This is a genomic window from Streptosporangium sp. NPDC023825 (genome assembly GCF_040639575.1).
Classification (GTDB): domain Bacteria; phylum Actinomycetota; class Actinomycetes; order Streptosporangiales; family Streptosporangiaceae; genus Streptosporangium.
In genome coordinates this window covers 175,459-189,178 of sequence record NZ_JBFAAE010000011.1, presented here as the reverse complement: position 1 = coordinate 189,178, position 13,720 = coordinate 175,459, and the positions used below count along the sequence as shown (strand labels likewise).

12 protein-coding genes and 1 tRNA gene are annotated in these 13,720 nt (G+C 70.5%); 6 read left to right on the top strand and 7 right to left on the bottom strand.

Features of this window, described 5'->3' with window-relative positions; genetic code table 11:
- Positions 1-139: 139 nt before the first annotated feature.
- The 6 genes from AB0G15_RS13535 to AB0G15_RS13510 form a co-directional block, all read right to left on the bottom strand.
- A tRNA-Val gene (locus tag AB0G15_RS13535) sits at positions 140-214 on the bottom strand.
- Between the two features lie 32 nt (positions 215-246).
- Positions 247-1,257: an ROK family protein gene (locus AB0G15_RS13530; protein WP_362838512.1), complete on the bottom strand. Its 1,011-nt coding sequence runs from the start codon at positions 1,255-1,257 to the stop codon at positions 247-249.
- Between the two features lie 222 nt (positions 1,258-1,479).
- Positions 1,480-1,722: a hypothetical protein gene (locus tag AB0G15_RS13525; RefSeq protein ID WP_362838509.1), complete on the bottom strand. Its 243-nt coding sequence runs from the start codon at positions 1,720-1,722 to the stop codon at positions 1,480-1,482.
- Between the two features lie 131 nt (positions 1,723-1,853).
- On the bottom strand, positions 1,854-2,312 hold the full coding sequence (locus AB0G15_RS13520; protein WP_362838506.1) for a peroxiredoxin: 459 nt from the start codon (positions 2,310-2,312) through the stop codon (positions 1,854-1,856).
- Positions 2,313-2,395: 83 nt separating this feature from the next.
- The gene (locus tag AB0G15_RS13515) at positions 2,396-2,824 is read right to left on the bottom strand and encodes a DUF3052 domain-containing protein (RefSeq protein WP_329084203.1); all 429 of its coding nucleotides are present in this window, start codon (positions 2,822-2,824) and stop codon (positions 2,396-2,398) included.
- A 123-nt stretch (positions 2,825-2,947) separates the two neighbouring features.
- A complete protein-coding gene (locus AB0G15_RS13510; protein ID WP_329084204.1) occupies positions 2,948-3,355 on the bottom strand; it encodes a secondary thiamine-phosphate synthase enzyme YjbQ in 408 nt (135 codons plus the stop codon).
- A gap of 1,400 nt (positions 3,356-4,755) precedes the next feature.
- Here AB0G15_RS13510 and aceE point away from each other — a divergent pair.
- Together aceE and AB0G15_RS13500 are read left to right on the top strand one after the other, a co-directional pair.
- Positions 4,756-7,503, top strand: coding sequence for a pyruvate dehydrogenase (acetyl-transferring), homodimeric type (aceE, locus tag AB0G15_RS13505; RefSeq protein ID WP_362838503.1), 2,748 nt, complete (start codon positions 4,756-4,758; stop codon positions 7,501-7,503).
- 94 nt (positions 7,504-7,597) lie between these two features.
- Positions 7,598-9,181 (top strand): alpha/beta hydrolase, encoded by a 1,584-nt coding sequence (locus AB0G15_RS13500; RefSeq protein WP_362838500.1) that lies wholly within the window; start codon positions 7,598-7,600, stop codon positions 9,179-9,181.
- Between the two features lie 130 nt (positions 9,182-9,311).
- Here the strand turns inward: AB0G15_RS13500 and AB0G15_RS13495 are convergent, their stop codons facing one another.
- Positions 9,312-9,821 carry a transporter substrate-binding domain-containing protein gene (locus tag AB0G15_RS13495; protein WP_362838498.1) on the bottom strand — a complete coding sequence of 170 codons (510 nt, stop codon included), beginning with the start codon at positions 9,819-9,821 and terminating at the stop codon, positions 9,312-9,314.
- A gap of 131 nt (positions 9,822-9,952) precedes the next feature.
- Here AB0G15_RS13495 and AB0G15_RS13490 point away from each other — a divergent pair, with 131 nt between their 5' ends.
- From AB0G15_RS13490 to AB0G15_RS13475, 4 genes are all read left to right on the top strand, one after another.
- Entirely contained in the window at positions 9,953-10,474 is a 522-nt protein-coding gene (locus tag AB0G15_RS13490) for a hypothetical protein (protein ID WP_362838496.1), read from the top strand.
- The gene (locus AB0G15_RS13485; protein WP_362838493.1) at positions 10,471-11,517 is read left to right on the top strand and encodes a peptidoglycan-binding protein; all 1,047 of its coding nucleotides are present in this window, start codon (positions 10,471-10,473) and stop codon (positions 11,515-11,517) included. Before AB0G15_RS13490 ends, AB0G15_RS13485 begins: the two co-directional genes overlap by 4 nt.
- Positions 11,518-11,723: 206 nt before the next feature.
- Positions 11,724-12,428: an ABC transporter ATP-binding protein gene (locus tag AB0G15_RS13480; RefSeq protein WP_362838534.1), complete on the top strand. Its 705-nt coding sequence runs from the start codon at positions 11,724-11,726 to the stop codon at positions 12,426-12,428.
- Complete coding sequence (locus tag AB0G15_RS13475; RefSeq protein ID WP_362838489.1) at positions 12,425-13,630, top strand: ABC transporter permease; 1,206 nt, start codon at positions 12,425-12,427, stop codon at positions 13,628-13,630. The genes AB0G15_RS13480 and AB0G15_RS13475 overlap by 4 nt, the downstream gene beginning before the upstream one ends.
- The last annotated feature ends 90 nt before the right edge of the window (positions 13,631-13,720 follow it).

Below are 13,720 nucleotides of genomic sequence, written 5' to 3'. Positions count from 1 at the left end.
CGCATGCAATACCGGCCCGATCTCATCACCGGCTTCTTCAACGAGACCGGTCTACCCTTCGAGCTGGCCTAACCCTGAAGATTTAATCTCAGTAGTCACTCACGCCCCGTCCTGAAGATCAGGAACGGGGCGTTTTGGCTGGTGGGCACTACTGGGTTCGAACCAGTGACATCTCGCTTGTAAGGCGAGCGCTCTACCGCTGAGCTAAGCGCCCGGGGAATCCCGTTGGACAGACGGGATAACACTTTACGCCACCCGGGGGGACTTCAGTACATCGAGAGACCACGTGGTTCCCGCGTCGGGGAGGCCGGCGGCGCGCCAGCCGAGGAGGGCGGCGCCGAGCATGCCGGCGGACACGCCGAGGGCGGCCTGGCGCAGGGGCGGGGCCTGGCGGAAGGCGAGGCGTTGCCGGAGCCGTTCGGCCAGGGGGTCGGAGAGGAGAGTGCCCGCTTCGGCGAGGCCGCCGCCGAGGACGATGGCGGAGGGGTCGAGGAGAAGCGTGTAGGTGGCCAGGGCGAGGGAGAGTGCCTCGACCGCGTCTCCCCAGATCTCCGTGGCGAGAGGATCACCGGAGGCGGTCAGGGCGGCGACCTGCTCAGCGGTGACAGAGGCGGCGACAGGTGAGGTGCCGGAGGAGGGAAGGGCGAGGGAAGAGACAGGAGAGCCGAGGGTGGCGGTGGCGCGGGTGGAGTAGCGGCGGGCCACGGCGGAGGCGGAGGCGTAGGTCTCCAGGCAGCCGATCTGGCCGCAGGCGCACGGTTCGCCCTCCGGGAAGACCGGGATGTGGCCGATCTCGCCACCCCATCCGGCACTCCCGCCGTACGGCTCGCCGTGCAGGATCGTGGCACCCGCGATACCGGTGCCGATGGGCAGGAACAGGAAGTCGGAGAGCTCGCGGCCCGCACCGAGGACGCTCTCGGCGAGGCCACCGGTACGGACGTCGTGCCCGAGCATGACGGGGACGTCCAGCGGGACGAGATCCGTCGCCGGGATGTCGCGCCAGCCGATGTTCGCGGAGTAGAGAGCCGCCTCGGCGGTGACCAGGCCGGGTACGGCGAGCCCGACCCCTTCGGGAGTGCCGCCTCCCGCGGCGGCGAGGTCGTCGATGAAGGACCGGATCGTCGCGATGACGGCCGCCGGCCCCCTGTTACGCGGGGTGGCGCGCCGGTCGGTGCGGAGGATCTCACCGGAACGGGTGACGAGGCCGCCCTTCATCGACGTTCCACCGACGTCAAGGGCAACAACGAAGGAGCTCATGCACCTATCCAGCGGGTCGAAGGGGCGGGACCGAGCCCGACACTAGCGCACGCCCGGCACGCCGTAATGGAGGGATCTCCCCCGTACCGGCGGGACAGGCGGGAGGTGCTGGCGGGCCGCCCGTCGCCCGGGGATCCCCCCTCCGACCGGGACACGCCCGTGCCCGATGCGCGCCCGGACGGCTCCGGGAACGGCCGGGGCCGGGTGGGGCCGGGTGGGTCCTCAGGGGACCCGGCGCAGGACCCTGGCCAGAGCGGCCTCCACCTCGTCGGCCAGGCCGGGCGCGTAGGAGGCGGACAGGCTGCCGTCGCCTCGTGCCGGGCGCACCGAGCCGCAGGAGCGGCACTCCACCTCGCCCAACCGGCAGATGAGCGCGACGGAGCAGCACGAGGAGCACGTGTCGAGGTCGGCTTCGTGGGTGCGCCGGCAGTCCGGGCAGATCAGCACCTGTGTCTCGTCGCGCACTCCGCGCGTCCACGGACTGGCACCACGGATCGGGTCGGTCTGCCTGGCCCCGCAGGAGAAGCAGGGCATGATCGCCTCCGAGAGGTCGGACCGGCAGGCACCTTGCGAGCGGGCGTCCGCCGGATCACCGCTTAGGGAAGTTCGGCGAGCGCCTTGCGGTACTCGGCGACGTCGCGGGCCCGCGAAATCGGGTTCACGACACGCCAGCGGACCACACCCTCGCCGTCGATGATGAAGGTCCCGCGTCCCGCGCAGCCCTTCTCGTCGTCGAATACACCGTATGCCCGCGAGACCTGTCCGTGCGGCCAGAAGTCGGAGAGCAGTGAGAAGGCGTAGCCCTGCTGATCCGCCCACGCGCGGTGAGCGAAGATTGAATCAACTGAAATCGTAAGAACTTTAATGTCTTCCGGCATGTCGGCGCCGAACTCGTCGCGGACGGCGTCGAGTTCGTTGCCGCAGACGCCACTGAAGGCGAAAGGGTAGAAGATCAGCACGATCTTTTTGCCCCGATGCCCGGAAAGCTTGACCGGGGTGCCGTGCTGGTCCCTCAGCTCGAAGTCGGGAGCCTGGCCACCCACCTCGATCGCCATGATCGGGGCTCCTTTCCTCGGCTGACGGCAGGCGTCATCATCCTGCCGTACGGCCCGCGTGAGCCGTACGGCAGGGCGGACCCTTAGCGGCGCGCCTTGGGCGTCGCCAGACGCGTCCCCGACCAGTCGGGAGCGGCACTGATGCTGCTGGTCTGCGAAAGACCCGCAGTGGTCGCGTCTTCCCCGATGTCGCTCGGCTCCACGTGCCCGTCCCGGCCGGCTTTGGGAGTGAGCAGCCAGATCTGGCCGCCGTCGGTGAGGTTGGTCACCACGCTGCTCAGAGCGTCGAACAGATCGCCGTCACCGTCACGCCACCAGAGCAGCACGACGTCGACGACGTCCTCGAAGTCTTCATCGACCAGCTCGTTACCGGTCAGCTCCTCGATGGAGTCGCGCAGATCGTCGTCGGTGTCCTCATCCCATCCGACCTCCTGCACCACCTGACCCGGCTTGAGGCCGAGTCGTTCGGCCAGGCCGCGTTCGCCCTGCGCCTGACCCGCGGTCGCGCTCACGTTTGTCCCTCCTGCTTGAATGGCCCCGCAATCACACGGTGCTCAGAGTGCTTCGGCACAGTCCACACGCTGTGACCCTCAGTCGTCAACGGTCGCCACGGCAACGACTGGGCTACGTATGAATTAGTCCGACAAAAATGACAAACGGACCTGGCGTTCCAGATTGTCGACGTTGAGATCCACCACGGCGATGGACTGCCAGGTTCCCAGCGCGAGCCGCCCGGAGAGAACCGGGACGGTGGCGTACGGCGGAATGAGGGCGGGCATGACATGCGACCGTCCATGCCCTCGTGATCCGTGCGCATGCCTCCATCTGTCGTCGGCCGGAAGCAGACCCTCCAGGGCCGCGAGCAGATCGTCGTCGCTGCCTGAGCCCAGCTCCAGCAGCGCGACCCCCGCGGTCGCGTGGGGTACGAAGACGTTCAACAGGCCGTCGCCCCCACATGACCGGACGAAGCTCTCGCACTCGGAGGTGATGTCGTGCACCCGTTCCCGGGAACCCGTTACCACCTCGATCGTCTGAGATCTCACATACCGATCCTACGATCCATCGTGAGCTGCGATGACGACCGCACCCGGCCCCGGGGGCGGCGGGTGGTCCCCGCCGGCACCAGATCTCCTACCGGCACGGCGACAAGATCGCCGTGTCCGGTTCCCGGAATGTCCGCGCGTGGACCGTTCCTCCGGCGGGAGAAGCCGGGGTGCGGTTTCGTGATGTCCCGGCCGGATGTGAGCCGGATGTGACATGTCCGGGCCACGAGGCCCGGCGACGGCCTCGCGTGCCGGCCGCCGCCGACAACGTGACGATCATGGCGGCCGTCTCCGGCACCCCGGCGTTCACCGGGGCGGATCATGCGGACCGCTTGCGGGAACAGGGCGGTCACGGCGCGCGGGTTCTCGGCGCGGCCTCGATCGGGGCCTTTCTCTCCGGCCGGGCCGGCGCCACCGATTCGCCGATCTCGTATCGCACGGCACCGGCCCCGCCCGGTCCCGCCCGGCGAGGGCTCGCCGGGCGGAGGTCTCCCCGCGGTCGAGGGCGCCTCGGGGAGTGGTTCGCGGCCTTCCCCTCCCGGTGCCGGCCGCGGGCCGCTCCCGGCCGGTGGGCGAATCGTTACAAGTTCGGCACGGAGCGCCGCGGTCCGGGTGCCCACCCCTGTCCTCATCCCCGCCCCCTCCCTGCCTCCTCCTGGCTCCCTCCGCGAGGAAAACCGTGAGAAAACCAAGGGGAGAGCCACGGAGGGAGCCGGGGGACGGCGAATCCGACCCCGCCGGGGCCGATCTTCGTCGGGAGTCACGGCCGGCCTTCGACCGGAACCCTCAATCGGAAGAGGTAACGGGAAAGTAGCGGGAAACAGGGCGAAAGCCGGTGCGGGGGGCGGCCGGCAGGGCACTTCAGGGGAGGATCGTACGTTGCGTACAGGTGAGGGTCTCGACCACGATGTCCGGGCACATCCGGCGGCGGGAGGGCGCTCTCCGCTTCCCGGAGGACCTCACGGAGGACCTCGCGGAGGGCTTCTCGGAGGACCCGCACAGAAGGGCTTCCCGGAGGACCTCACGGAGCTCCTCAACGGACTTCGTGGAGCTCTCGGAAGGGACCCTCGGGGAAGCTCCGGGAAGTGCCTCACAACGCCTTCCGGAGGACCTCACGGAGCCTCCTGGAGCTCCCGGGGGCCTCACGGAACAGGCGACAGGACAGGCGAGACGGCGGGTCCCGGATTCCCAGGGGTACGGGAACCTGTAAAAAAGGGGGAATCTCGATGTAACCTTTGGCGGTGATTCGTCCTACCATCGGTGGTCTAGGCCACTTTCGTATCACTGCCAGCAGAGATCTCCTGGTTACCGGTAAGTAGAGATGCACTTTCCGGGGTAAGCGACCAGGATGGAAGACGACCTACACCAGACAAAAGTCCATCCTCGGAAGGCGAGACCCAGTGGCTTCCGGACGCCAGCGTTTCTCGATCATCAGCGACGGCCTACCCAGCCAGCTTCCTGATGTCGACCCCAGCGAGACCCAGGAGTGGCTCGAGTCGCTCGACAACGTCATAAAGACGGAAGGTCGCACTCGGGCCCGTTATCTGATGCTCCGGCTCTTGGAGCGCGCCCGCGAACATCAGGTCGGGGTGCCCGGCCTGCGCAGCACCGACTACATCAACACCATCCCGCCGGAGCGCGAGCCCTGGTTCCCCGGCGACGAGTACGTCGAGCGCCGGATCCGCGCCTACACGCGCTGGAACGCGGCCGTGATGGTGACTCGGGCCAACGCCCGCACCAACGTCGGTGGGCACATCGCCACCTACGCCTCCGCCGCCTCGCTCTACGAGGTGGGTTTCAACCATTTCTTCCGCGGCAAGGATCACGGCGAGTCCGGCGACCAGGTCTTCTTCCAGGGCCACGCCGCGCCGGGCATCTACGCCCGCGCCTTCCTGGAGGGCCGCCTCAACGAGGGGCAGCTCGACGCCTTCCGCCAGGAGCTCTCGCACGGGTTCAAGGGCCTGCCCTCCTACCCCCACCCGCGCCTGATGCCCGACTTCTGGGAGTTCCCCACGGTCTCCATGGGTCTCGGCCCGATCGGGGCGATCTACCAGGCCCGGTTCAACCGCTACCTGCTGAACCGGAAGATCAAGGACACCAGCCGCAGCCACGTCTGGTGCTACCTCGGCGACGGCGAGATGGACGAGCCCGAGTCGCTCGGCGCGATCGGCCTGGCGGCCCGTGAGGAGCTCGACAACCTCACCTTCGTCATCAACTGCAACCTGCAGCGCCTCGACGGCCCGGTACGCGGCAACGGCAAGATCATCCAGGAGCTGGAGTCCTACTTCAGGGGCGCCGGCTGGAACGTCATCAAGGTCGTCTGGGGCCGCGACTGGGACCCGCTGCTGGCGGCCGACGTCGACGGCGTGCTGGTCAACAAGATGAACACCGTCCCCGACGGCCAGTTCCAGACGTACTCCGTCGAGACCGGCGGATACATCCGCGAGAACTTCTTCGGTGACGACCCGCGCCTGCGCAAGATGGTCGAGCACCTGTCGGACGAGGACATCCGCAAGCTGTCGCGCGGCGGCCACGACTACCGCAAGGTGTACGCGGCCTACAAGGCGGCCCGCGAGCACGTCGGCCAGCCGACGGTCATCCTCGCCCAGACCATCAAGGGCTGGACCCTCGGCAAGGACTTCGAGGCGCGCAACGCGACGCACCAGATGAAGAAGATGTCGAAGGCCGACCTGAAGGAGTTCCGCGACCGGCTCTACCTGCCGATCCCCGACTCCGCCCTCGAGGGCGACCTCCCCCCGTACTTCCACCCGGGCGAGAACGACCCCGAGATCCAGTACATGAAGGAGCGGCGCGCGGCCCTGGGCGGTTTCCTGCCCAAGCGCGTGACGCGCGCCAAGCCGGTCAAGCTTCCCGGCGACGCCGCCTACGCGCAGCTGAAGAAGGGCTCCGGCAAGCAGAACGTCGCCACCACCATGGCGTTCGTCCGCCTGCTCAAGGACCTCATGCGCGACAAGGAGATCGGCCACCGGTTCGTGCCGATCATCCCGGACGAGGCGCGCACCTTCGGTCTCGACGCGATCTTCCCGACGGCGAAGATCTACTCGCCGCACGGCCAGACGTACGAGGCGGTCGACCGCGAGCTGCTGCTGTCGTACAAGGAGTCGACCGAGGGTCAGATCCTGCACGAGGGCATCAGCGAGTCGGGCTCGATGGCCTCCACGATCGCGGTCGGCTCGTCGTACGCCACGCACGGCGAGCACATGATCCCGATCTACATCTTCTACTCGATGTTCGGCTGGCAGCGCACCGCCGACCAGATGTGGCAGCTCGCCGACCAGATGGGCCGGGGCTTCCTGCTCGGCGCCACCGCCGGCCGCACCACGCTGAACGGCGAGGGTCTGCAGCACGAGGACGGCCACACCCCGCTGATCGCCTCGACGAACCCGGCGGCGATCTCCTACGACCCGTCGTGGGGGTTCGAGGTGGCCCACATCATCAAGGACGGCCTGCGGAGGATGTACGGCGAGGAGCCGGAGAACGTCTTCTACTACCTGACCGTCTACAACGAGCCCTACCTCCAGCCCGCCGAGCCCGCGGACCTGGACGTGGCGGGCCTGCTCAAGGGCCTGTACAGGTTCGCCCCGGCTCCGTCCGTGTCCGGGCCGAAGGCCAACATCCTCTCGTCCGGCGTGGCCGGGCCGTGGGCCATGGAGGCCCAGCGGATGCTGGCCGAGGACTGGGGCGTGGCGGCCGAGGTGTGGTCGGCCACCTCCTGGGCGGAGCTGCGCCGCGACGCGCTCGCCGCCGAGGAGCACAACATGCTCAACCCCGACGCCGAGAAGCGCGTGCCGTACGTCACGCAGGCGCTGTCGGGGGCCCAGGGGCCGTTCGTGGGCGTGAGCGACTACATGCGGGCGGTCCAGGACCAGATCGCCCAGTGGGTTCCCGGTGACTGGAGCTCGCTCGGCACCGACGGCTTCGGCCTGTCGGACACCCGGTCGGCGCTGCGCCGCCACTTCCACGTGGACGCGGCCTCGATCACCCTGGCGGTGCTCACCCAGCTGGTCAACCGGGGCGAGCTCGACCAGGAGGTGCTGGGCGACGCCATCTCCATGTACCACCTGAAGAACGGCGTCACCGAGGCCGCGGGCGCCGAGAGCAACGACACCCAGTCCATGGGAGTTTGATCGTCCCCGGGCGGGTTCTCCTTTTCCATGGAGGGCCCGCCCGGTTAGTGTTAGTCGCTCCCCCCGGCGAACGATTCCAGGGGAGAGCTGTTCCATGGCAAGAATCCTTAGAGTGGCCGTGACGGTCACGGCCCTGTCGACCGCGCTCTCCGCCTGCGGTGGCGGCTCCGGCGGGGACGACGCCGGCAGGGGCGGGACCGTCGAGGGCAGTACCGTCTCGGGCACCTCCGGACCGGTCGCCACCCCGGCGACGACGGCCACCCCCGCGGAGTCGATCGCCTGGGGCCCGTGCACCGACATCAAGCGGCCCGGCGGCGAGACGCCCTCCAAACAGGACCCCGCCCAGCAGTGCGGGAAGCTCAAGGTCCCGCTCGACTACGCCAAACCGGACGGCGAGTCCATCGAGATCGCCGTCATCCGCGTCAAGGCCACGGACCCCGGCAGGCGGATCGGCTCGCTGGTCTTCAACTTCGGCGGCCCCGGCGCCTCGGGCGTCGACACCATGAGCCAGGCCGCCAAGGCCTTCACCACCCTGAACAGCCGCTACGACCTGGTCAGCTTCGACCCGCGCGGGGTCGGCCGCAGCTCCGGTGTCAGGTGCGGGGACAGCGCGGTGATAGAGCGGTTCACCGCGATGGACACCCTGCCCGCCAACGAGGCCGAGCGCGCCAGGAGCCGGGAGACCACCAAGGAGTTCGTGACGGCCTGCCGGCAGACCTCCGGCAGGCTGCTGCCCTACATCGGCACCGTGAACGCCGCCGCGGACATGGACCGCCTCCGCGCGGCCCTGGGCGAGAAGCAGCTGGACTACTTCGGCATCTCGTACGGGACGCAGCTCGGCGCGGTCTACGCGACCAGGTTCCCGAAGAACGTGGGCCGGTTCGTGCTGGACGCCCCGCTGGACCCGAGCGTCACCCTGGCGACGCGCACGATGGTCCAGACGAAGGGGTTCCAGCACGCCTACGAGGCCTTCCTGAAGGACTGCGCGAAGCAGCCCCGAGAGTGCGAGATCGGCAGCGACGCGACCATCGCCGACAAGAACGTCATCAAGCTCATGGACGAGCTGAACGACAAGCCGCTCAAGGTCGGCAAGCGCCTCCTGACGCAGGGGCTGGCGGGCACCGGCATCGCCGCCGCGCTGTACTCGAAGGCGACCTGGCCGCTGCTGGACCAGGCGCTGGGCCAGGCGATCAAGGGCGACGGGCGGATCCTGCTGGCGCTGTCCGACAGCTACAGCGGTCGCCAGCCCGACGGGAGCTACACGACGCTCATGAGCAGCTTCCCCGCGATCAGCTGCGCGGACACCGCGGAGCGGCCCACCCCCGAGCAGCTGAACGCGCTGGAGGACGAGACGCTGAAGGTCTCCCCGCTGTTCGGCGGCGCGGGAATGGGCCTGATCTGCTCGATGTGGCCGGTCCCCGGCAACGACGAGGCCAGGCGGATCAACGCCACGGGCTCGGCGCCGATCCTGGTGGTCGGCGGCACCGGCGACCCCGCCACGCCGTACGAGTGGGCGCCGAAGCTGACGGCGGAGCTCAGGACGGGCGTGCTGGTGACCTACAAGGGTGAGGGACACGGCGCCTACCTGTCCGGTGACGCGTGCGTCAAGAAGGCGATCGACGCCTACCTGATCGACGGGAAGGTCCCGGACAGGGGGATCGTCTGCACCGGCTCGTGAGGCGACGTCCCGGGAGACGCCCGGCGGATCCCCGCCGGGCCCCGGCAGGTCTCCAGGCGGGGCCGCACGGTCTCGAAGCGGGCCCGCTCAGGGTCTGCAGACGAAACGGCCTGCTCTGAGCGAGCCGGCCTCAGCAGGTCTCCAGGCGGGGCCGCACGGTCTCGAAGCGGAAGCCGACCCTGCCCAGGTGCTCTTCGAGCAGACGCTCCATGGTCCCGGCCGCGTACATCGAGGTGATCACCTCGTTGATCTTCCGGCACGCCACGGGATCTCCTGACCTGAGCGCGACGCCGTACCTCTCGGTGGTGAGCCTGAGCCCGGCGATCTCGACCTTGACGTCGCGCAGCCGGACACCGAAGCCGACGATCAGCAGGTCGTCCCCGACCATGGCGTCGACGCTGCCGTCGGCCACGCGGGACGCGCACTGCGCGGGGTCGAGCGCCTCCCCGGCCAGTGGCCCGTCGCGTTCGACGATCTCGCGCAGCGAGGGGCCCTCGATCAGCTCGCTCGCGATGTAGGGCGCCTCGCCGTCGAGGTCGGCGGCGAGCACCCGGACGGTGCAGAAGGCGGCCACCCTGCGGGCCGCCGCCGGCTCGCGGGCGAAGCGGGAGCGCGCGTGGGCCTCCTCGGTGAAGCGCACGTGCAGCAGCTTGACGGCGGCGATCGCCCTCCTCCACCGGACCGCGGACGTAAGGACGAGTTAAGCGAATTCGCTTAGGGAGTTTTTAACAGGGTCTTCGCTATACCTGTTCCCATACGAAGGGAATGGCGATGAACAAATACGTGACAGCTGCGGCGCTCATCTCTTTGGCCACGCTGGCCGGGTGCGGGCAGGCTGGGGGCGCGAAGGTCGCCTCCGCCGGGGAAACGGCCGCCTCGGCCGCCCCCTCCGCGTCCTCTTCCGCGTCGTCGCAGGCCGACGGGCTGAAATTCGCCCAATGCATGCGGGAGAACGGGGTCGACATGCCCGATCCTGAACCTGGGGGCGGCAACGTGATGCTGCGCGGAAAAACCGACGACGCGACCCTGAAAAAGGCGTCGGATGCCTGTCGTAAATACAATCCGATCGGTTCCGGAAAGAAAATGCTGAACGACCCGAAGACCCAGGACGCCCTCCTGAGGTTCGCCCGGTGCATGCGGGAGAACGGGGTCGACATGAAGGACCCCGACTTCTCGGGGGGCCCGGTCCGCATCGGGGGCGAGGGGATGGATCCGCAGTCGCCGCGGACGAGGAAGGCGATCGACGCCTGCCAGAAGCACCTGCCCGGCGGCGGTCTCGGGAAGCGGCCGTGAGGCGGGGCGGGGTCCTCGCCGGGACGGCCGCGGCGGTCCTCCTCGGCGCGGGGGGCGTGACGGCGGTCGCGCTGACCGGCCAGGACGGAGTCCCGGCCGCCGCCTCGGCGGCCCCGGCGCCGGTGGCCGAGATCACCCGCTCGGATCTGGTGGACACCGAGGCGGTGGACGGCACGCTCGGCTACGCGGGCCGCAGGGAACTGCCCAACCACGCCCCCGGAACGGTGACCCGGGTCAGGAAGGCGGGCGCCGTCGTGCGCCGGGGCGGCTGGCTCTACCGGGTGGACGGCAGACCGGTGATCCTCATGTACGGCGATATACCGATGTACCGCACTCTGTCCTCTGGAACCGGCGGCAAGGACGTCGAGCAGCTGGAACGCAACCTCCAAGCCCTCGGCCACGACCCCGGGACCGTCGACGGGGACTTCTCCTGGCGGACCGAGCAGGCCGTACGGGAGTGGCAGGAGAAGGTGGGCCTGGCCGAGACCGGCACGGTCGGCGCGGCGCAGGTCGCGGTCGCCTCGGGCCCGGTCAGGATCGCCGAGGTGGTCGCGGAGGCCGGGACCGCGGCCGGCCGGTCCGTGGTGACCACGACGAGCACCCGCAGGGTCGTCCACGTCGACCTCGACTCCGACGACCAGCGACTCGCCAGGATCGGCGCCCGGGTGACGGTGGACCTGCCGGGCGGCGGCGAGGGCAGGGGCCGGATCACCTCGGTCGGCACGGTCGCCGAGCCCGTGCGGCAGAACGGGCAGCCGACCGGCGAGTCCACCGTTGACCTCGACGTCACCCTGGACGACCCCGGCGACCTCGGCCGCCTGGACCAGGCCCCCGTGACGGTGAACCTCCGCAGCGAGCTGCACGCGGACGTGCTGTCGGTACCGGTCGAGGCCCTGCTCGCCCTGCGCGAGGGCGGGTACGGCCTGCGCCTGGAGGGTGGCCGGATCGTCCCGGTCGAGACCGGCCTGTTCGCGGCTGGCCGCGTCGAGGTCTCGGGGAGCGGTCTCGCCGAGGGCATGAAGGCCGAGGTGCCGCGGTCATGAGCCGGAACCTCGAACGACCGCCCCTCCCCGCCGCGCAGGACCCGGCCTCCCGGAACCCCGCCGTACAGAACCCCGCACAAGACTCCGCCGTACAGGACCCGGCCTCCCGGAATCCCGTACAGGACCCCGCCGTACAGAACCCCGCACAGGACCCGGCCTCCCGGAATCCCGCGCAGGACCCCGCCGTGCGGGCCGGGCGACGGGCGGTGATCGAGCTGTCGGGGGCGGAGAAGAGCTACCCGGGCGGGGTACGCGCCCTGCGGGGTGTGGACCTGCGGGTGGACGCGGGCGAGCTCGTCGCCATCGTCGGCCCGTCGGGGTCGGGAAAGTCCACCATGCTCCACCTGATCGGCACTCTCGACCGCCCCTCGGCCGGGACCGTCCGCATCGCCGGGCACGACGCGGGAACGCTTCCCGACAGGGAGCTGTCCGCGCTGCGGGCCCGGCACATCGGCTTCGTCTTCCAGCGGTTCCACCTGGCCGCCGGGGTCAGCGCGCTCGACAACGTCGCCGACGGGATGCTGTACGGCGGCGTCCCGCGCCGGGAGCGGCGGGAGCGGGCCGCCGAGGCGCTCGGGCGTGTCGGCCTCGGGCACCGGCTGGCCCACCGGCCGCACGAGCTGTCCGGTGGCGAGTGCCAGCGGGTCGCGGTGGCCAGGGCGGTGGCCGGAGGACCGTCGCTGCTGCTGGCCGACGAGCCTACGGGGAACCTCGACACCTCCTCGGGCCAGGACGTGCTGGCGATCCTGCGCGAGCTCAACGCCTCCGGCACCACCGTGGCGATCATCACCCACGACGAGGAGGTGGCCGCCACCGCCCCGCGCCGCGTCAGGCTGCGCGACGGGATGATCGTCGCCGACGAGCGGCCTCTCGGCACGACCCGCGCGGGGAGCACGGGGGGTACGGCATGAGCGCCGGGACCGGGCGTGACCTGGCGCCGGGGCGGCTCGGCTGGGCGGACCTGCTGCGGGTGGGGGCGTCCGGGCTGCGGACCCGGCCGGGACGGGTGGTGCTGTCGGCGCTCGGCATCGCGCTCGGCGTCGCCACCATGGTCTCGGTCGTCGGGATCTCCTCCTCCAGCAAGGCCAGGCTCCTCGACGAGCTCGACCGGCTCGGTACGAACCTGCTCACCGTCACCCCCGGCCAGACCCTCTTCGGCGACGCGGCCACACTGCCCGAGAGATCGGTCGCCATGGCCGCCGGGATCGGTCCCGTGACGAGCGCGAGCGCCACGGGCGACACCGGCGAGAGCGTGCGGCGGACCCCCGCGATCCCCCGGGAGCACACCGGCGGGATCGCCGTCCGGGCGGCCTCGCTGGACCTGCCGGCCACGCTCCAGACCCGGATCGAGCGGGGCGCCTGGCTCAACCGGGCGACGGGAGAGCAGCGGGCGGTGGTGCTCGGAGCGGTGGCGGCTTCGCGGCTGGGCCTGCGGGACGTGGGCGACCAGGTCTGGATCGGCAGGCAGTGGTGGACGGTCGTCGGCGTCCTGGCTCCCTCGCCGCTCGCCCCGGAGATCGACCGGTCCGTGCTGACCGGCTTCGAGGCCGCCCGTACCCACCTGGGCTTCGACGGCCACCCGACCACGCTCTACACCCGCTCGGCCGACGAGGCCGTCGGCGACGTACGGGAGGTGCTGCCCAGGACCGTCAACCCGGAGAACCCCGAGGAGGTGGAGGTCAGCCGGCCGTCCGACGCGCTGGTGGCCAGGGCGGCGGCCGACGGGGCCCTCACCGGCCTGCTGCTCGGCCTCGGCGGGGTGGCGCTGCTGGTCGGCGGGGTGGGGGTGGCCAACACCATGGTCATCTCGGTCCTGGAGCGCCGGGGGGAGATCGGCCTGCGGCGCTCGCTCGGCGCCACCAGGGGCCAGGTGCGCGCCCAGTTCCTGGCCGAGTCGCTGCTGCTGTCCGGCGCGGGCGGCGCCGCGGGGGCGGTGCTGGGGACGCTGGTGACGGTCGGGTACGCGGCCGTGGGCGGCCTGCCCGCCGTGGTTCCCCTCTGGGCCCTGGCGGGCAGTGCCGGGGCGACCCTGCTGGCCGGGACCGTCGCGGGGATCTACCCCGCGATGCGCGCGGCGCGCATGTCGCCGACCCTCGCCCTCAGCACCGCCTGAACGGCGCGGCCCTCGCTCTCAGCACCGCCTGAACGGCGCGGGCTGAACGGCGCAGGCCGGGGACCCTTTATCCGGTGTTTAGCCACGGAA